20 protein-coding genes are annotated in these 20,027 nt (G+C 36.3%); 7 read left to right on the plus strand and 13 right to left on the minus strand.

Annotated elements, in window-relative coordinates; translation table 11 throughout:
- The first annotated feature begins 99 nt into the window (after positions 1–99).
- The 4 genes from GYV61_RS02190 to GYV61_RS09855 all read left to right on the plus strand — a co-directional run bounded on the left by GYV61_RS02190 (position 100) and on the right by GYV61_RS09855 (position 5,197).
- Positions 100–1,554, plus strand: a complete 1,455-nt coding sequence (locus GYV61_RS02190) for a gluconokinase (protein WP_174794585.1) — start codon at positions 100–102, stop codon at positions 1,552–1,554.
- Positions 1,555–1,679: 125 nt separating this feature from the next.
- Positions 1,680–3,065: an NADP-dependent phosphogluconate dehydrogenase gene (gndA, locus tag GYV61_RS02195; protein WP_174794586.1), complete on the plus strand. Its 1,386-nt coding sequence runs from the start codon at positions 1,680–1,682 to the stop codon at positions 3,063–3,065.
- A gap of 91 nt (positions 3,066–3,156) precedes the next feature.
- Positions 3,157–4,713, plus strand: a complete 1,557-nt coding sequence (locus tag GYV61_RS02200; RefSeq protein WP_174794587.1) for a ClC family H(+)/Cl(-) exchange transporter — start codon at positions 3,157–3,159, stop codon at positions 4,711–4,713.
- Positions 4,714–4,924: 211 nt separating this feature from the next.
- Complete coding sequence (locus GYV61_RS09855) at positions 4,925–5,197, plus strand: helix-turn-helix domain-containing protein (RefSeq protein WP_420870786.1); 273 nt, start codon at positions 4,925–4,927, stop codon at positions 5,195–5,197.
- On the opposite strand, the gene GYV61_RS02205 is transcribed toward GYV61_RS09855, so the two are convergent.
- The 4 genes from GYV61_RS02205 to GYV61_RS02220 all read right to left on the minus strand — a co-directional run bounded on the left by GYV61_RS02205 (position 5,168) and on the right by GYV61_RS02220 (position 9,911).
- On the minus strand, positions 5,168–5,461 hold the full coding sequence (locus tag GYV61_RS02205) for a hypothetical protein (protein ID WP_174794588.1): 294 nt from the start codon (positions 5,459–5,461) through the stop codon (positions 5,168–5,170). The two genes, GYV61_RS09855 and GYV61_RS02205, sit on opposite strands and share 30 nt — an antisense overlap.
- Before the next feature lie 147 nt (positions 5,462–5,608).
- A complete protein-coding gene (locus GYV61_RS02210) occupies positions 5,609–6,919 on the minus strand; it encodes an NCS2 family permease (protein ID WP_046325743.1) in 1,311 nt (436 codons plus the stop codon).
- 138 nt (positions 6,920–7,057) lie between these two features.
- On the minus strand, positions 7,058–8,503 hold the full coding sequence (locus GYV61_RS02215; RefSeq protein ID WP_174794589.1) for a DASS family sodium-coupled anion symporter: 1,446 nt from the start codon (positions 8,501–8,503) through the stop codon (positions 7,058–7,060).
- A 100-nt stretch (positions 8,504–8,603) separates the two neighbouring features.
- Positions 8,604–9,911 (minus strand): NCS2 family permease, encoded by a 1,308-nt coding sequence (locus tag GYV61_RS02220; RefSeq protein WP_174794590.1) that lies wholly within the window; start codon positions 9,909–9,911, stop codon positions 8,604–8,606.
- A gap of 225 nt (positions 9,912–10,136) precedes the next feature.
- On the opposite strand from GYV61_RS02220, the gene GYV61_RS02225 reads away from it, so the two are divergent.
- Positions 10,137–10,928 (plus strand): Cof-type HAD-IIB family hydrolase, encoded by a 792-nt coding sequence (locus GYV61_RS02225; RefSeq protein ID WP_174794591.1) that lies wholly within the window; start codon positions 10,137–10,139, stop codon positions 10,926–10,928.
- A gap of 6 nt (positions 10,929–10,934) precedes the next feature.
- Here the strand turns inward: GYV61_RS02225 and GYV61_RS02230 are convergent, their stop codons facing one another.
- The 5 genes from GYV61_RS02230 to GYV61_RS02250 form a co-directional block, all read right to left on the minus strand.
- The gene (locus GYV61_RS02230; protein ID WP_174794592.1) at positions 10,935–11,786 is read right to left on the minus strand and encodes a transporter substrate-binding domain-containing protein; all 852 of its coding nucleotides are present in this window, start codon (positions 11,784–11,786) and stop codon (positions 10,935–10,937) included.
- Entirely contained in the window at positions 11,787–12,440 is a 654-nt protein-coding gene (locus GYV61_RS02235) for an amino acid ABC transporter ATP-binding protein (RefSeq protein ID WP_174794593.1), read from the minus strand.
- Between the two features lie 15 nt (positions 12,441–12,455).
- Positions 12,456–13,097 carry an amino acid ABC transporter permease gene (locus tag GYV61_RS02240; protein WP_174794594.1) on the minus strand — a complete coding sequence of 214 codons (642 nt, stop codon included), beginning with the start codon at positions 13,095–13,097 and terminating at the stop codon, positions 12,456–12,458.
- Between the two features lie 309 nt (positions 13,098–13,406).
- The gene (locus GYV61_RS02245) at positions 13,407–14,090 is read right to left on the minus strand and encodes a deoxynucleoside kinase (protein WP_174794595.1); all 684 of its coding nucleotides are present in this window, start codon (positions 14,088–14,090) and stop codon (positions 13,407–13,409) included.
- Between the two features lie 12 nt (positions 14,091–14,102).
- Complete coding sequence (locus GYV61_RS02250) at positions 14,103–14,753, minus strand: deoxynucleoside kinase (protein ID WP_174794596.1); 651 nt, start codon at positions 14,751–14,753, stop codon at positions 14,103–14,105.
- Positions 14,754–15,446: 693 nt separating this feature from the next.
- Here GYV61_RS02250 and GYV61_RS02255 point away from each other — a divergent pair.
- Together GYV61_RS02255 and GYV61_RS02260 are read left to right on the plus strand one after the other, a co-directional pair.
- On the plus strand, positions 15,447–17,078 hold the full coding sequence (locus tag GYV61_RS02255) for an ABC transporter ATP-binding protein (protein WP_174794597.1): 1,632 nt from the start codon (positions 15,447–15,449) through the stop codon (positions 17,076–17,078).
- A 102-nt stretch (positions 17,079–17,180) separates the two neighbouring features.
- Positions 17,181–17,597, plus strand: a complete 417-nt coding sequence (locus GYV61_RS02260) for a hypothetical protein (protein WP_174794598.1) — start codon at positions 17,181–17,183, stop codon at positions 17,595–17,597.
- 211 nt (positions 17,598–17,808) lie between these two features.
- Here GYV61_RS02260 and GYV61_RS02265 read toward each other — a convergent pair whose 3' ends face one another.
- The 4 genes from GYV61_RS02265 to GYV61_RS02280 form a co-directional block, all read right to left on the minus strand.
- Positions 17,809–18,339 carry an Asp23/Gls24 family envelope stress response protein gene (locus GYV61_RS02265; RefSeq protein ID WP_370448600.1) on the minus strand — a complete coding sequence of 177 codons (531 nt, stop codon included), beginning with the start codon at positions 18,337–18,339 and terminating at the stop codon, positions 17,809–17,811.
- Between the two features lie 14 nt (positions 18,340–18,353).
- Positions 18,354–18,536, minus strand: coding sequence for a DUF2273 domain-containing protein (locus tag GYV61_RS02270; protein ID WP_046325732.1), 183 nt, complete (start codon positions 18,534–18,536; stop codon positions 18,354–18,356).
- 11 nt (positions 18,537–18,547) lie between these two features.
- Complete coding sequence (amaP, locus tag GYV61_RS02275) at positions 18,548–19,102, minus strand: alkaline shock response membrane anchor protein AmaP (protein ID WP_174794599.1); 555 nt, start codon at positions 19,100–19,102, stop codon at positions 18,548–18,550.
- A 157-nt stretch (positions 19,103–19,259) separates the two neighbouring features.
- Positions 19,260–19,985, minus strand: a complete 726-nt coding sequence (locus GYV61_RS02280; RefSeq protein ID WP_174794600.1) for a glucosamine-6-phosphate deaminase — start codon at positions 19,983–19,985, stop codon at positions 19,260–19,262.
- Between the last annotated feature and the right edge of the window lie 42 nt (positions 19,986–20,027).

A 20,027-nucleotide genomic window follows, 5' to 3' on the forward strand; every position in this document is an offset into this window, starting at 1 on the left:
GATGAGAAAGCTATGCCAGGTTACGGCTTATTTGACCGAGCATTAGCTGAAGAATATTTATACGGATTAATAGAAGGGATCAAGAAGAGTAAGTAAAAAATGTCCATTGTAATAGGTGTAGATATTGGGACAACAAGTACAAAAACCATCGCTTTTGATGAACTGGGTCATATAATTTATCAAACTAGCTATGATTATCCATTGATTACTGAAGAAACAGGTCAGGCGGAGGAAAGACCTCAAGATATTTTAAGAGCGGTTAAGCTGGGCTTAACAGAGGTACAAAGTAAAATTGCTATTGTTGAACTTAAAGGGATAGGCTTTTCCTCTGCTATGCATACTTTAATTTTAATTGATAAAAATAATCATCCTCTGACTAATGTCTATACTTGGGCAGATAATAGAGCAACGGATACTTTTAAAAAAGATATTATCAAAGACGACTTGTTTGATCTGACAAAAAATACCGGTGCACCATTACATCCTATGCTCCCTTTAGGTAAATTGTTATGGCTTAAAGAAAAGAATAAAAAGTTATGGGAGAAGACTGCTTTTATTGTTGATATTAAAAGCTATATTTTGTATCAGTTTTCGCAGCACTACTATGTTGACTTTGCAACTGCGAATTCCTCGGGGCTTTTTAATACCTATACTAAAAATTGGGATGATAATATCCTGCAATATTTAAATATAAAAAAGGAACAGCTCCCTCAGTTAGTAGACACAACTTTTCAAGTGCCCAATTTTGAAAGTAGCATTAAAGTACCCCTTGTAATTGGCGGTTCTGATGGGACTCTGGCAAATTTAAGCAATCCGCAAATTGACGAACGATTTTATACGGTTAGCTGTGGGACTTCTGCGGCCGTCAGAACTAATATTGATAGATTGAAGCTTTGTCAAAATCGTAAATTATTTACATATTATCAGTATCAAAATAATTGGGTGGTTGGTGCACCCACTAATAATGCTGGGGATGTGTGGCAGTGGCTAAAAGACAAGATTTTCAATTTAGCTACTTTTGAGGAACTAAATGATTTAGCCGAAAAAAGCCCTGTGGGTGCTAAAGGGCTATTCTTTGTGCCTTATATTTTTGGTGAACGTGCACCAATTTGGAATCCTGATGCTTCTGGCGGCTTTATGGGATTAACTGCAATTCATACAAATAAAGATTTAGCCAGAGCAGTATTGGAAGGGGAGCTTTATAATATAAATTTGATCATAAAGGAACTCAATCAATTTAATGGGCAAAAGCCTGATGCTCTGGTATTAGTCGGAGGGATGGCTAAAAATCAATTCTTTGATCAGTTATTGGCTGACATAACGGGATACAAAGTTTATGTGCCCGAATCAGTTGAAGCATCTGCTTTAGGGGCTGCCATCTTGGCGATGATAAGCTTAAAAATAATTGCTTCACCATTAATGATTCAAAAAGAATTGAAAATAGCAAAAGTTTTTCACATTAATTCCCATAATCATGGCATTTATGTGGCTTTAGAAAAGAAGTGGAACAAAGTAAGGCAATTGATGACAGAAGAATGGTTAGCAGTTGAATGACCATTAAATTTACAATTTTTGGTAAAAGATGATATTAGGTCTGGTAAATGAAGCAAGTTGTGCGCAAACACGCTAAAACAGGTATACTAGTAATTAAGAAAAAATTAAATGATGGAGGACTATAAATGCAACAGTTCGGTGTTATAGGCTTATCAGTAATGGGTAAGAACCTTGCTTTGAATGTGAGAAATAATGGCTTTTCCGTTTCCGGTTTTTCAATTGATAAGCCGGAAGTAGATGCTTTTGCTAAATATGAAGATGATAAATTAAAGCCAACATATTCTTGGGAAGAATTTGTTAATTCTTTAGAGAAGCCACGAAAGATTTTAATTCAAATTGCAGCTGGTAAACCGGTTGATGAAACTTTACAAAAACTACTGCCACTACTAGATAAAGGCGATATTTTGCTTGATGGTGGTAATTCGAACTTTCATGACACTAATCGGCGCTATCATGAAATGGAACAACACGGTATTCATTTTATTGGTATGGGTGTTTCTGGCGGAGAAGAGGGTGCTTTAAAAGGTCCCGCATTGATGCCAGGCGGTGATGAAGATGCCTATAAAAAGGTTGCACCTATATTAGAAGCAATTGCAGCTAAGAATTCCGCAGGCCATCCATGTGTCAGTTTCATTGGACCTGAAGGCAGTGGTCATTACGTTAAGATGGTCCACAATGGTATTGAATATGGCATTATGCAGGAATTTTCCGAAGTTTACGATATTTTACGTAAGGTTGCGGGCAAAACAAATGATGAAATGTCAGCCATTTTTGCGCACTGGAATGAAGGATTGGTTCAAGCCTATTTAAGTGAAATTACCGCTGAAGTGCTAAAGCAAAAGGATAATTTAACTCCCGACCATGTAATTGACCATATCTTAAACGTTGCTTCTTATAAAGGTACTGGTAACTGGATGCTTGAAGATGGTGTTCATCTGGGAGCTCCAATCAGCGTTATTGCCGAAGCTGTAATTAGCCGTTTTATGTCTAAAGCTACTACGCGCGAGGGTAAAGAAATAACATGGAATGGTGCTGTACCAGCAGATTTAATTGATAATCTTGGTCAGGCTTTGCAATTATGTCAAGCTGTAGCTTATGCTCAAGGTTTCCAACAACTGAAAATGGCTGCGGATGCCTATAACTGGGACTTGCGCTATCCGGCAATTGCTCAATCGTGGGAAGCAGGTTGTATCATTCGCTCAGCAATGTTAAAAGATATTGAAAAGGCATTTTCTGAAGGTAAGAAACTTGATAACATGTTCCAAGATCCATATTTCAAGGACTTAATGAATAAGAATATCGCTGCTTTGCGTGCAGTGATTGAACTCGCCACTAGAGCAGGTATTCCTACTCCGACATTAAGTGCATCACTGAATTACTTGGAATCAATTTTTAATCCAAGTTTACCAGCAAACTTAATTCAAGGACAACGTGATTACTTTGGCGCTCATACTTACTTTAGAAATGACCGTGAAGGCGTTTATCACACTGAATGGTATGAGGAAAAATAAGTTGTTACACGTGTAACACTAAAAACCAGTTAAAGTTAAAACTTAACTGGTTTTTTAGTAGTGCTAATTATATTGAAAAAGTAGAGGTATTATGAGGGATAAAAAAGTACAAATAAAGCTGTTGCTGGAAGCAATGCTAGTAGGTCTTGCAAGCGGGATTGTAGTGGGCTTTTTTCGCTTTGGTATTCAAAAAATGACAGAATTGTGGCTTAGACTGTTTCACGTGGCACATCAAAATGCCTTATGGTTTATTCCAATCATTTTGGGACTCATTTTAGTAGGCTTAATTGCTGGTTATTTTGTTAAGCAATATCCTCACGTTGGCGGCTCTGGTATACCGGAAGTAAAACTACAGCTGGAAGGAAATTTAACTCTACAGTGGTGGCCCACATTATGGCGCAAAGTTATTGGTGGCATTTTAGTTATCAGTACAGGCTTATTTTTAGGACCTGAGGGGCCTTCTTTGCAGATCGGTTCAACTATCGGTCAAGGTGTTGGCGAGGGTACTAAAGAGTCAAAAACGAATGCTAGAGTACTGCTAGCTACTGGAGCGGCCAGCGGTTTAGCTGCAGCTTTTGGGGCGCCATTAAGTGGTGCATTATTTGTGCTTGAAGAAGTATTTCATAACTTTTCGCCACGGGTGTGGTTAAATGCACTTGCAGGTGCTCTAGTTTCAGATTTTGTAGTTTCAAATATTTTTGGTCAAAAGCCAGCACTATCTCTGGTTTATCGTCATACTTTTCCCGTTAGGCTGTATGGCTATCTGCTCATCTTGGGCTTAATTTTGGGCTTACTAGGTCATTTTTATAAAACTGGCTTATTTAAAGTGAAAAAGTTATATGCGAAAATTACTTTTTTACCAAGTTGGTTATACGGACTAATACCTCTCACTTTATTAATACCAATCGCTTATTTTTACCCTTTAATTACTGGTCCGGGTAACCGCTTAATATTAGCGTTACCGCAGATTATTAAACAAAGCAGTTGGAAAATAGTAGGCTTACTCTTATTTTTCTTTGTTGTTAGAATTGTGTTTTCTATTATCTCTTACGATTCAGGACTACCAAGTGGTATTTTCTTACCGATATTGACAATGGGTGCAGTAATCGGTGCCAGCTACGGTCTTGTTTTGGTGCAATTACATTTATTGCCGGCAAAATTGGTGATTAATTTGGTTATTTTCGCAATGGCTGGCTATTTCGCCGCCGTAATTAGGGCTCCTTTTACCGCCATCATCCTTATTACGGAAATGGTTGGGTCTTTGCTTCATTTAATGCCGCTAGCTGTGGTAGCTTTTGTTGCATTACTGGTTGATGAACTGCTCAATGGTGATCCCATTTACGGTACGCTTGCTCGCGCAATGTCTGTAAAAAATAAAAAACATTCAGCGGTAGTTTCCGGCAAAACTGACCAGCTAACTGTGCCAATTTATGAAGACAGCCAGCTTGCAGGAAAAGAAATCATGCAGATCAAGTGGCCTAAGCATACTTTAGTTAAAGCAATATATCGTGATGGTAAGTATGTAGTTCCTAACGGTCAATCGATAATTAAAGCTGGTGATTCTCTGGTTCTAACTCTTGATGCAGGCCGTCGCGGTCAAGTATTTAGTCAAATAAAGCAAATGCAAAGAGTCCGATATGATGGCTAGCAAGTTGTTTTAACCGTATTCTGTATTACTTATAATTTAAAAAAGCTAATAAATCAGAGCTTATTCTGACCTATTAGCTTTTTATGATAACTTTTTTAGGTAAATTGTAAAATGAAGTTGAAGACTTGCGCTGATTAGAAAATAAAAAAAGTCCATTGGACTTCTCTGATAGAATGTAATTAACCCAATCAATTCTAGAAAGAAGTTTCCAATGAACTCGCTTAATTCTACCATATCTACTCACCAAAAGGGCCAACATCTTGCTTTGCAAGACCGCGTAATTACCCAGGTTTTACGCAGCCAAGGTCAGTTCCTGCGTCAAGTTGCCGCCAGTCCCAATTGTTCACCCACCACGGTCAAGTACAAGCTTGAACGCGGCCAGATTTCTTGTTATCACGGCAAACGGTACCGCTACGATGCGCAAGTGGCGCAAAGACGCTACCAGATAATGCGCTTAAACTGCGGCCGTAAACACGCTGAATAGTACCAAAACCAAGGCTGCTAAAAGCCAGATACTGAAATTTACTGCTGCTTTTGCTATGCCTTTATTTTCGACATTAATATGATTAATCAAATATTCAAAGGCAAAAATTAAGAGACTGAATGTGACTAGCCACAAAATGGCGCAGAGCCTGCCAGCAATGGAATAAGGGAAAAAGCCAGAATTAAAGCTGGTTATTAGAGCAACAAAAAAGAAAGTAATAGTTCCAGTGTAATGATTGATTGCTTTTTCTTTAGTATTATGCAAAATAATCCCCTCCCATTAGTGGTAATTTACAATTTTATTTTCGAATTGTAGTATTAAATAACTAAAAAGTAAAGTGAGATTTATGAATGATTACAAACAAAAAATCACTTCAAACTGAAGTGATCTTTTGTAATTAAACTAATATCTTTACATATTTGTAATCAAGAAAAAGATAACAAATATTACTAATAGGATATACATCATTGGTGAAACTTTTTTGGCTTGCTTAGAAGCAATCATGGTAATTGGGTAGGCTATCATGCCGAGTGCCAAGCCGTCAGAAATACTGTAAGTCAATGGCATACCAACTACTGTTAAAAATGCTGGGAAAGCAATCTCAAATTTATCCCAATTGATTTTTTTCAGATTTCCGGCCATGAGTACGCCAACGATAATTAGTGCTGGTGCAGTAACAGTGGTGGGAATAACCGCCAGAAGTGGACTGAAAATCATTGAAATTAGGAAGAAAATTCCTACGAAAATTGCCGTTAAACCAGTACGTCCACCCATAGCAATTCCTGCACTTGATTCTACAGAAGTTCCCAGTGGCGCAGTACCTAAGACAGCCCCCTCGACCATTGCTAAAGAGTCGGAAACGAAAGCTTTTCCAATTCGTGGAATCTTACCATTTTGATCTACCATGCCTGCTTGTTCAGTCATTCCAATCAATGTACCTGCTGTATCAAAGAACGTAACAAGTAGGAACGTTAAAACTACCATGAATAGTTGTGGGGTGTTAATATCTTTTAAGTGAAATACAGCTTGACCAAATGTCGGAGCAATACTTGGAGCACTCGCAATAATACCTTTTGGCACAGCAACTTGGCCAATAATAACCCCAAAGACAGCTGTAATGACCATACCAATAAAAATTGATCCGGGTACATTCATTGCCATTAAGATTACGGTGAGGGTCAAGCCAAAAAGAGTAATCCAGACAGCTGGTGAATTAAACTTGCCTAAAGTAACTAAATTGGAATCACTATTGACAATTAACTTACCATTTTGCAGGCCGATAAAGGCGATAAATAAGCCGATACCAGCAGAAATAGCATATTTCAGATCTTGTGGAATAGCATCAACTACTATTTCACGCAGCTTCAAAACTGTTATTAAAATAAATAAAATAGATGCAACTAAAACAGCAGCTAAGGCAGTTTGCCAGTTAATATGCATTCCTCCGCAGACATTGTAAGCGAAAAAGGCTGCGCTACCTAATGTTGGGGCTAGAGCAACGGGGTAATTAGCTACTAGACCCATAATGAAGCAGCCAATTGCAATCGAAATTGCAGTAACTGTAAATGCTGCCCCTTTATCAATACCGGCTGCATGCAAAATGTTTGGGTTAACAAAAAGGATGTAGGAGAGACTGACAAACGTGGTTAATGCAGCTATTAATTCACGTTTAACAGTGGTATGAGCATCGTTTAAATGAAAGACTTTATCTAGTGTCGTCATTTTTCCTCCTAAAAATATTAAAATTATAAAGAACTAATATATCTAGTATATAACTTATTGGGAGTAAATGGGCCATGTAATGCAAAATTATTTCCCAGGAAATAAAAAAGCAAACCTATCAAGATTTGCTTTGCATAATTACCACATACCGATTAGTTTCATCCAAGCTAATCCGATAATGCCATAAATTAAGATATAAAAAATACCAAATATAAAACTCAATTTCCACCACTCATCTTGTTTTACATAACCAGAAGAAGCTAAGACTGATGCAGCAGGACTGGAATAATGGGTAGTAGAGCCCATGATTGCAGAAAATAGAGCTAAAAATTGTGCTGCCAGTAATTTAGGTGCACCGGCAGAAATTGCTACAGTTAATAATGGCAGATACATTGCTGAATTATGAGCTGTAGCACTGGCAAATAAGTAGTGGGTATAGAACAAGACCAATGCTAGAACTACCAAAACTATTAACCAGTTGAGGCCTTTCATTGCACTAGAAATGCTACTTGATATCCAGCCAATCAAGCCAAACTGAGTAAGTTTTTCAGCCATGAATACTAAAATTGACAGCCAAATCAAAATATTCCAGGCGCCAGTTTCACTCAACAAGTCTTTAGGCGTTAATACACCAGTAAGTAACAAAAGGGAAACAGAAATGAAGGCAATTAATGTAGCATCAATTCCTAAAGTGCTGGAAAGCATCCAGAGCACTAAAGTGATTGCGAAAATGGCCGCCATTAATTTTTCAGATAACGTAAGCTTTCCCATTTTTGCTAATTCCCCGTCGGCCCATTCTTTGGCGTTAGGAGTTTCTTTAATTTCCGGTGGATAAAGTTTGTAAACAAAATATGGCACCACAATTAGACAAATTGCTGCAGGTACAATGCTGGCCATAAGCCACGGCATCCAGCTAAGAGTTACGCCGGCCTTACCGGCTAGTGCAACGGCGATTAAGTTAGGCGCACATGCAGTCATAAATAATGACGAAGTTATGATATTAACTTGAAATTCCGTAAAAGTTAGGTAAGCTCCCATCTTTTTACGTGAAGGATCATTAGGTTTTGATCCAAAAGTATTGGCTAAAGATTGAATTAATGGATATACCACACCACCTGCTCTTGCACCATTTGAAGGAGTGGCAGGGGATACTATTAAATCGATAGCTCCTATTGCGTAACCTAAACCTAGGGACTTATGACCAAACCACTTAACAAAATACAAAGCAATTCTTTGCCCCAAGCCGGTTTTTACGATACCTCGCGAAATCATAAAAGCCATAACTATAAGCCAGGCAGATGAATTTGCAAATGCATTAATGGCTCCTTTTTCGATTACTTTTCCGTTAACAATTTTGTCTGCAAGTGGTGCAAGTCCAAGACAAATGGTTAAAGTAAAGCCAATTAAAGTGACGCCGCTGATTGCTATTGGCAATGTGATACAGCCGATAATTGTTCCAATAAATATTGCCAGCATATGCCAGGCTTGAACTGATACTCCGGCTGGACGAATTGGCGTCGTCAACCAGAATATAAGGCCAAACAATAGTGGCAATATAAATTTTTTGTAATCTATTGTTTTCATAAAAACCTCTTCCAAAATAAAAAGCAAATATATGAGTACGATTGACATCAATATATTTGCTTAGTTTATCATATTATATTTTTTTAACAATTAGTAAGTCTTAGAAATTTAGTACCCATAGAAAGACAATAAAGACGAAGAAAAGAATCCACATCATTGGTGTAATTTCTTTAACTCTCTTGGCAGCAACCATGCATATAGGGTAGGTTATTAACCCTAAAGCCAAACCATCGGATATTGAATAGGTTAAAGGCATACCAATTAAAATTAGAAAAGCAGGAACTGCAATTTCCATCTTGTCCCATTGAATATGTGCTGTGTTTTGTGCCATCAGAACACCAACAATGATTAAGGCTGGTGCCGTAACATGTGTAGTAAACAAGCCTAACAGGGGACTAAATATCATTGATATTAAGAAGAAAATAGCCACAAAGACAGCAGTTAAACCAGTTCTGCCACCAACTGCAATACCGGCACTTGATTCAACAAAAGCACCGACTGGTGAAGTTCCTAAAACGGAGCCAACCATCATAGCAGTTGAGTCTGACGCCAGAGCTTTACCTACGCGGGGCATTTTGTTGTCTTTCATAAAGCCAGCTTGTTGGGCTAAGCCAATTAAAGTACCGGCAGTGTCAAAGAAAGTTACTAAAAGGAAGGTAAGTACAACTACCCACATTTGCAGAGTATTAATATCTTTAACATGGAAAATCGCTTGGCCGAATGATGGGGCAATACTTGGTGCTACTGAAACTATTTTAGTTGGTAAAGGGATTTGTCCTATAACTACACCAAAAATAGCTGCCAGGATCATACCAATAAAAATAGCTCCCGGTACATTTAAAATCATTAAAACAACAGTAACAATAAGGCCGAAAATGGTAATCCAGACAGCCGGATCATGAAGTGAACCCAAGCCGACCAGTGTTGATTTGTTTGCTACAATTAAACCACCATCTTGCATTCCCAAAAATGCGATGAACAGGCCGATTCCGGAAGAAATAGCGAATTTTAAGTCAGCAGGGATAGCATTGATAATCTTTTCCCTTAACTTAAACATAGTAATTAAAATGAAGATAATAGAGGCCACAAAGACAGCGGCTAAGGCTGTTTCCCATGAAACATGCATACCTACACAAACGGTATAAGCAAAAAACGCATTAATACCAAGGGCAGGAGCCTCTCCAATAGGATAGTTAGCAACGATCCCCATAATAGCAGTACCTAAAGCACTGGCTAAAGCAGTGGCTGTAAAAACTGCCCCTTTATCCATGCCACTGGCTCCCAAGACACTTGGGTTAACAAATAAAATGTATGACATGCTGATAAAAGTTGTTAACCCAGCAAGAAATTCAATTTTAACATTGGTTTTGTATTTATCGAGTTGAAAATAACTCTTTATAAAATTCATCTAACCTCTCCCAAATATATTGTTCGTGTTTTAAATCAAACTAACGACTATTCTAGTTTACCATTCATTTAAAATAATGCAAACACGAATAATACTAGCTATAATTAGGCAAAATAAGCATAATTTATTAATAGTTACATTTATGAACAAATTGACCTGTTAATACTTTAATCGGTAAAATGAGGGTAAAACTGTATTAATTTATGAAACTCGATAGGAGAAAAAATGGGAAATTTAATTTTTTCAGATATAGATGGTACTTTAATTAACTCAAAACAAGAAGTTACACCTAAAACTAAAATGGCTATTCGGAAGCAAATTATTAAGGGTAATGTTTTTGTGCCAGTTTCTGCCCGCATGCCCAAGGCAATTATGTCAGTTGTCGGTGAAATTACTAAAACATGTCCAATGGTTGCATATAATGGTGCTTTGGTCTTGGATGAAATGGGTCACACGCTTGATTCACGTTCCATGCCTTCTGCAAAAGCTGCGGAAATATGCACCTATATTGAATATAAAAATAATGGTGTTGTTTGGAATGTCTACAGCGGTAACAACTGGTATTATTTCCCAGGTAATAATGATCAATTAGTTAAGAACGAGGAAAAAATAGTTAAATTCAGGGCGCAACCAAGTTCAATTGCTGAAATCAACCAACTTGAAAAAGTTCATAAAATCTTGCTGATGGGCACGCCGGATTTATTAGATGCTACGCAAAAAGACTTGCAGCAACTTTATCCTGAATTTTACATCGTAAAATCTGCTGCAAATTTATTGGAAGTTGTTGTTAAGGGCGTTTCTAAGGGTCAGGGTGTAAAAGTAATAGCTCAGGCCTTGGGCGCAGACTTAAAAGAATGCTGGGCATTTGGCGACAATTATAATGATGAAAAAATGCTGCAATCAGTGGGTCACCCTGTAGTAATGGGGAATGCACCGGAGGACCTAAAGAGAAAATTTACAACTACTTTAGACAACAATCATGATGGCATAGCAGCAGTCCTTGACAAAATAAATTAGTGAATTTTATTTTGCTTCAAGCAAGGGAGATCGTGCTTTATTACCGAACCATTTGTGATTAATTCTTGTGAGAGTACCGTTTCGTGCTAGTTTTTCTAGTGCTTGATTGATTTTGCGCTTCATGGTTACGTCACTTTTTCTCAAACCGACACCAAATTCTTCTTTAGGGAAGGGACTATCGATTTCCGTAAAATTTTCTGGATGCTTTTGCTTAGAAATGTAATAGTCTGCATAAGAACTGTCGATTAAGAGACCGTCAATCCTGCCAGCAGTTAAATCTATAAAAGCATTGGTAAAGGAATCATAGAGAATTGGATCATGATTTTTAATATGGTTTTTAAAAACTTTAGGGTATTTCATTACATCGTTATAGCCAGAAGAGCCGGTTTGAACTCCTAAAGTCTTATTTTTCATTGCAGCAATAGTATTAATTTTATTCTTCTTGAGGCTTACTAACACTTGAGAAGTATTTAGGTAAGTTTCACTAAAACTGACCTTGGCTTCACGCTCAGGGTTTTTGCTAAAACCATTCCATATGAGATCAATTGTGCCGTTTTTTAATTCAGTAGTATTCATGGACCAGTCAATTGTTTGAAAACTAACGTTAATACCGTATTGTTTAAATACAGCATTTGCAAGGTCAACGTCGTAACCAATTAACTGACCATTTTTTTGCCTAAAGTCCATGGGCACAAAAGTATCATCTACACCAACTGTGACGTAACCACGTTGCTTGATATGGGACCAATTGTCAACTTCGTTAGCTTTTCTATTAATTGACACACCACTGCAGCCAGAAACAAAGAAGATAGAACAGACGAGCGTTATTGTAAGAATTAAGAGGCGCTTAGTTTTCACTTATATTACCTTCTTATCATCTAGAGCTTTGACTTTGAATACTTGATCAGCAACTTGACTGGCGAATTCCATGTCATGAGTCACAATAATTTGTGTCATTTTGTTATTATTTTTAAGTTTTAAAATTATTTCTCCGACTTTTGTTCTTAAATCTGGGTCCAAAGCAGATGTAGGCTCATCATAACATAAAATATGAGGCTCCATTGCCAATGCTCGCACAATAGCTACCCTTTGCTGTTGGCCGCCAGAGAGCTGATAGGGGTAAAGATCTTCTTTACCAGTTAAATCCAGTTGTTGCAATAACTTTTGTGCGTGAGTTTGCGCCTGCTCTGCGTTTTCTTTTAAAACTAGGGTTGGTGCCAAAGTAATGTTTTCAATTACAGTTAAATTAGGAAAAAGCTCATAGCTTTGAAAAACGACTCCGATAATATGACTTTTGCTATCAGGAGCAGTTGGGTCAAATTTTTGCCCATCCCATAAGAATTCACCTGCATCAATTTTTTCCAAACCACTTAAACAGCGCAATAGAGTGGTTTTTCCCGCTCCCGAAGGTCCTACAATGGCCAAAATTTCTCTGTCAGGAATAGTGAGGTTTAATTTGTTTAAGATAGTGCGTGAGCCAAATTTTTTGGTAATGTTTTTAAGTTCTAGCATATTGTTTCCTTTAATTTACTTCCACTTTGCAAAATTGCGTTCAATCTTCTTTAGTAAAAATGATGCTATACCAGTCATTAGTAAATAGATTATCCCGACTATCATTAAAGGAATCAGTGTTACGTCTCTGGCAGTAGCAACATTGCCGGCACGTAAAAGTTCACCTAGACCGATGACATAAACAAGCGAAGTATCCTTAACCAGGTTGATAACTTCGTTTCCGATTGAGGGTATGACAATTTTACTAACTTGCGGAATTATAATATGTGTCAAAGTTTGCCAGTAATTTAGCCTCAAAACCTGAGCACTTTCATATTGTCCTATTGGAATTGACTGAAAGCCCCCACGGAAAATTTCTGCGAAATAAGCTGTGTAGTTTAAGATAAAAGCAAAAAGCGCTGCATCGTAGCGTTGAAAAATTATTCCGACTATGGGTAAGCCATAAAAAATAAAAATTAATTGTAACAAGAGTGGGGTACCCCGCATAATCCAGATATAAAATTTTAGAATTAACCGTAGAGGCTTAAAATGTGACAGTAAGCCTAAGCTAACTATAATCCCTAAGGGAATAGCAGTAATTAAAGTCCAAAAGAATAAAATTAATGTCATTTTTGCGCCTGCAAAGAGAGAGGGCATAATTGAAAGGATATAATTCATTTTTTCTCCTTCTTACAAAATTAATTTAGTAAGGCGGGTAAATAATTAGCCTAGTCGAGCTAATTAAAGCTGGATAAATTAATTAAAAAAATATGTGAAAAATATATGATTCAATAATAACATAGTTTTCTGATTTTTTATTTGAGTAAGTAACAAAATATTTAAATTGTCATCCAGCTATCTAATTGCTACTCCTCACTCTTAGAGCTTTTCCTATAAATTAAACAGCACTTTAAAATAGTAATAGGCAACATAAAAAGGCCATTAGCACATAGTTCTAATGACCTTTTGATAATAATTTATTTATTGTTAATCTATTTGAATATTTGTAGGCTTATTCCATGTTTCGGGTAATTTACCCATTTCTTTTAGTTTGGCAACGATTTGATCAAGTACAACTTCTCTAGCCTGCTTATCAGTCATAAAGTCTAGTTTGTCACCATCTATCTCCATTTTGGGTGAGTAGTCATACTTTTCATACCAAGGTTTATAGTAGCGTAAAAGCCGCTTATAATAATCTTCCAGTGTTGCATCATAGCTCAATTGTTCATAAGGTCGACCACGCTTTTGAATTCTTTTAATCATGGTGTCATATGAAACTTTAATATGAACCAGCAAGTCTGGATTTTTCTTGGGCATATGTTTGAGCTCACTCATCATATTATTAAGCAGTTCGTAATAGGTATCTACTTCTTCACTCGTTGCACGACCAATGTCCGCATTCATTTGGAAGAAAAGGGCGTCCTCATAGATTGAACGATCAAGAACGTTATTATCATCAGTTAATGCATTCTTGATACTACGAAAACGCGTGTTTAGGAAAAATACCTGAAGTAAGAATGCGTATTTTTTAGGATCAGCATAAAAAAGTGGCAATACAGGATTGTTATCGACACTCTCATAAAATGGTTTGGTTCCTAAATACTGAGCTAATATACTGGTTAAACTGGATTTACCGGCTCCAATTGGCCCGCTTAAAACAATAACTGTCATCACGTTCCTTCTCTATTCTAAATTGCCTATTGCGTGCAATTTGTCATCAATCTGATTTAAAATTTCTTTTTTAGCATCTTCATCGCAGATAAAATCGTATTTATCCCCGTCGATCTTAATCTTAGGAGATGCATCATATTTCTCATACCATGGTTCATAGTACTTAATTAGCCTAGCGTAATAGTCTTTTAAACTAGGATCGGTACTGATTTGCTCAAATGAACGACCCCGCTTTTTAATGCGTTTAAGCATTGTATCCAGGGAAACATGAATGTAAATTAGTAAATCTGGCTTTTTGCTGGGATTACCTGGGGTATCTTCCATCATGTTTTCGAGTAAACTGTCGTATATCTTAAATTCAGTAGGGTCAGCTACTTTACTGTCCGCGTTCATTTTGAAAAAGAGTGCATCTTCATAAATTGAACGGTCTGATACACTATTTTTTTCACGAATTGCCTGGTTGATTTGTGCTAAACGATGGTTAAGCAGATAGATATTAAGCAAAAAAGTATAGCGTTTCATGTCTTGGTAATATAAAGGAAGAACAGGATTATTATCAACTCCCTCATAAAAGGCTTGTGTACCTAAGTGCTCAGCTAAAATACTAGTTAAACTGGATTTACCGGCTCCAATTGGCCCACTTAAAACAATAACTTGGATCACGTTCTTTCATAAATACAATATATAGATTCTTATTTAGTTTAATACGAGATATAGTGGTATACAAGCAAAAAGTAAATTAAAATTTTAATCAAAAAGTCAAGTAATTTTGTATAATACAGAATAAAAAATTAAGTATTCAAGTAAATAATTTATTACAAAATTAGATGTTACACGTGAAACCAAAAAATCTGACTGATAAATCTTAATTAATTATTTTACTGAGGATTGATGCCGATATCATTCGGTGTTAAGCCCTTTTATTCTGTACTTTGATTCTTTCGATTCTGTGATAAATAAAGTAGTCAATAATTGCTCGTTTTGATTGCATTAAGTATAATAAGTGATTTTGCAATTATAGAACGAATTATTTTTTAAAGGCTCGAAAAAGTTGCAGTTGATATTTATATACTGCTGCTATGGGAAAATTCTAAGAATGAAAATTAAAAAGAAATTGTTTTAATGTTAAAAAAGATATAAGATAGTAAGTAAATTATAAAATTATTAGTAAATGATGGGAGTAAGAGGGCATGACTGATATCTTGAAAAGATTTTTATCTTTAGATAGTACAACTCCTGCTGTAAGTACCAGTTAAGAGTCTTTTGAAGAAGTAATGCAAAAACCATATTATTCTATTAAACCAAAATCATTTTAGTATTAACTCTAAAAATAGGGATTTAGACAGGAAGTAAATCATGGACGATACTATAACAAAATTTTCGCTTTGGACCTACATTAAACGTAATTCAGGCATGTATGTAATTTTAGCCATCCTCTATTTTGGGCGGAATTTAGCACAAACTGCTGCCAGCATTTTTAAAGGTAATGCACTTACTGCTTTGACTCAGCACAGTTTAAAGGGCTTTATTGTTGATACAGGTTTAAACTTGCTTAGCTGGGGCTTTTTCCTGATTTTCTTTTTTTGTAGTTCACGGTATTCCGCTGTAATCATCAAGGCCGTCGATAATTCCATTAGGAACGCATTAGCCCATATAATTGGTCGCCAAGAGTATGAAGATTTCAACAAGCACACGGAAGCTGATTATGTTTCCTGGTTTACTAACGATATTAACCAAATTAATCATGATGGCTTTTTCAGTTTAGAGCAAACATTTAGCAGCGCACTCTTAGGCATTATTGCCAGTGTCATCCTATTTTCTTACCATCCACTCTTATTTGTAACCACTTTGGTTTTTGCTGTTGTTATGATTTTATTTCCCCGTCTTTTTAAGAAAAAGTTGGAGGAATTATCGCAAAAACAAAGCAGGCAAAATGAAGTATTAACGGCAAAAGCAACCGATGCTCTTGAAGGTTTTGTCAATCTGCTTACGCTTGGTCAGCAAAAATTGCTCAATAAAATAGTTCTTGCGGCATCAGATAAGACTGGACAGGCTCGGGTTAATTACATTACGGAAATGTCATTCTCTAATTCACTGATTAACCTGATAAGTATATCTGCTCAAACTATTTTAACCGTTGAATCCGGATATCTGGCCTTTCACAACCAACTTCCTATCGGTGCTATTTTAATTGTTGGTTCAATGTCCGGTAACGTTTTTGGCAGCTTGACAGAAATCAGTATTGAGCTAACTTCAATTCGGGCAGTTCAACCTATTTTTGACAAATATAATAAATTAGCTAATATGCAGGAAAAAACAGGGGACAAGGATGTTGCTCCTTTGACCCAGCAAATTGCATTTAGCGATCTTTCGTTCAGCTACCCCAATAGTGATAGACCGATTTTAACGAATGTTGCTGGCAGCATTAAGCGAGGCGAACGGGTAGCTATTGTTGGTCCATCAGGCTGCGGTAAGTCGACCCTGGTAAAATTAATTGGTGGTTTATTAACCGGCTACCAAGGATCACTTACCTGGGATGACAATGAATACCGTGAGCTTAGTCTGCGATCGCTACATAAGCAGATCGCTTATATTGACCAGTCAGCCTATATTTTTGATGGCAGCCTGCGTTATAACATCACTTTAGATCGTGAGACAACTGAAGAAGAGCTGAAGACTGCGATTAAACGTGCAGGTTTGGAAAAATTTGTCGCTGACAGCGCCAGCGGGCTTGACACTATTTTAAAACACGCCGGTAACAACATTTCGGGTGGGCAAAAGCAGCGAATTGCACTGGCAAGGCAGCTGCTGGGTAACCCGCAGGTTATTCTGGCCGATGAAATTACTTCCGCAATTGATGAAAAGGACGGACAAAAAATCGAACAGAGCTTGCTTAATTTGAACGATATCACTCTAGTCTATATTTCCCACCACTTGCGACCTGAAATTAAAAAGCAGTTTGATCAAGTAATCGAATTAGGAAAATAGAATGCTGAGTATTTTATTGACCAATTAAATAAGCGGCAAAATTGATGGCTTCTTAGGAGATATAATGTTTCCACGCACCGCCTTTTAAATGGAATGATAAAAATGAATGATGAACAATTTTTTAAGTTAAGAAAGATACTAGATCTTTTTAAAAAGCAAGCTCCGACAGCTATTATTGAAGAGAATGTAAATAGCGTTGAAAATTATAGGGCAGAATCTGCTGATGAGTATAATAGAGCAAAAAGATATCTTGGCGAAAATAATAACTCGTTTAAATCCTTTCATGTAAGTGTGGATTCAGCAAAAGATTTCTTGTGTTTATTGAATTTGCTGGGTGCAATACATGCAAATTTTAATATACGTTCAAAGCCTTTTATAATAGAAGGAGAAGAAAATAGTAAGTCGCTAAAAAAAGAGAACGACTATTTTAACAATTGGATGGAGTGTTTTTCAAACTATGAATTTATGATAGTTAATTTCGATGAAACTGCTTTAGACCAGGATCAATATTACGGTTAATTTCATTAATTCATAAAAGGCAGTAGAGTTATGAAATGACCCCCAAATTTAGGACAAATTTGGAGGCTATTTTTATGACTAAATTATCTAAACAAGATAAAATTAAAATCAAACTAAAAGGACTAACTCCGATTGAATATCGGCAATTAGTCCATAGTTAACAACTAATAAAGTGTCCAAATTTTAGGGTTAACATCAAAAATTATGCTTATTATTTAACTCTAGATTCTTTAGATTCTTTCTTTTTTTCCTCAACTTTATCTTGAGCTTTGTCTTTTTGATCGCTGATTTTATCCTTAGTGTCATTAGCAGCACCGGTGATACGGTCCTGTAAGCTGACAGAATCTTTTTCATGCTGCTCTTTAGTTTTAATGTCAACTACTGTAACGTTGACTTCAACTGTATCAAGACCGGTCATTTCTTTGACTTTTTCTTGGATCTTTTCTTTAATTTGATCATATAGCTTGGTAATGTCTACGCCATATTCTGCAACGATCTCAATATCAACGGCTACCTGCTTTTTGCCTACTTCAACATTTACGCCTGAAGTGACGTCATCGCTATTAACAATTTTATCGGCAATATTTGAGAAAAAGCCGCCGTTAACTGTTAAAAGACCTTTAATGTCAGATAAGGCAATACCCACGATTTTTTGAATTACCTTTGAATCATATTTTAAATCGCCTTTAACTTCAGGCTTTGAACTACTTTGATTTGAACTTGATTGTACCATATTGTATATACTCCTTATATAAATTATTTATTCTGCAACATTTTTTTGAATACCGGCCAGTAATGACCAACTAAAAAGCCGCAGACTAACATTACGATGACGAAAATAGTTTTGAAAAATCCCAGTATCAAAAAGCAAAATGCCAGTAACACGCCAATTACGGCACCGCTTATTTCTGGGAGGTATTTTTTATATTCTTCTTTCATTTTGACCTCCTTTATTGAACGCGCCTTTCAGGTTTATCTCCTTTGTGATAATTGATAAACTTGATGTTAATTTTTGGTTTTTGCTCAATTCCTAGCAATTGCTTCAGATTCTTTTTTAATTCTTCAAGATAGTCGTTAAGCAGGGCAGCAATGTTTTCACCAGGACCCAAGTCGCCGGCGATTTTAATTTTAATTCGGCGTTTTGTTAACTTGGAACTAACCTTTGCATTATTTAAATAAGGTAAATCGGCAAGTGAATTCATTACATAGCCATTAATGGCCTTGGAAGTAATCTTAACTTGACCATCACTTTTATGAATTAAATTAAAGTTTCTTTGGACTGGCCAAAATAGGATGACAATTAAACTAACAATTAGTATTATAAAAACAATTATACTAATACCAATTAAATACCAGGCAAATATCGGGTTAAGAGTACCTAAATGAGGCAATTTAATCTTTAAATACTTTTGCCAAAAACTACTGGTTTCCCATATTAAGTAACAAGGCACAGGTAATAGTAATAACATGCCTAATACCAATAGCCACTTTTTACTCCTCTTCAACTTATCACCATCCTCTCAGGGTTCATCTTAATAATAATACTGATTATTTTAACAGACTAATAATATGCATCATATGTATACAATAACAGTTCGCAAAATTGCACACAAAAAGAGCGGTGTTTTAATGCACCGCCCTTTTTAGCTTAATATCAGTTAATTACTTATTGTATGTTGAACTTAATTTACTTGCTGCAGCTTGGTCAACAATAAGAGTGACATTTTGATGTTGTTGCAAAACTGAAGCTGGTACGTCTTCTGTTACTGGACCTTCAACCATCTTTTGTACAGCATCAGCCTTATTATCGCCAAAAGCCATAATTACTATTTCTTTGGCAGACATTATATTTGCAATGCCCATGCAGATAGCTGATTTAGGGACTTCGTCAATGTTATTGAAGAAGCGAGAATTAGCTTTAATGGTATTCTCTGTTAGTTGTACTTCGTGGGTAATAGAATCAAATGAAGTTCCAGGCTCATTAAAAGCAATGTGACCGTTTTGTCCTAATCCTAATAATTGAAGATCAATTGGATTTTCTGCAATTATTCTGTTGTAGTCAGCTGAAGCACCTTCTGGATCCTTAATGGCTTTGATTCCATCAGGAACATAAGAGTGTTTAAAAGGCTTTTTATCAAACAAGTTTTTTTGCATAAAATAATGATAACTTTGGTCATTATCGGGAGTTAAGCCAACATATTCATCAAGGTTAATACTAATTAAATTGCTGTTATCCAAATCACTTTCGGTCCATTGCTGGTATAAAGTAACAGGAGTTGAGCCGGTTGCCAAACCGATTACCTTAGTGCCATTAGCAATACTATCTTTAAATAAGTCAAAAGCCTTCCTACTGCCACTGGCTTTATCTTCTGTGATAATAATTTTCATTTTTATTTACGCCTCCATATTAGTTAAGTTAATTATAAATTG

Origin of the sequence: Lactobacillus melliventris (assembly GCF_013346935.1) — a bacterium.
Classification (GTDB): Bacteria; Bacillota; Bacilli; order Lactobacillales; family Lactobacillaceae; genus Lactobacillus.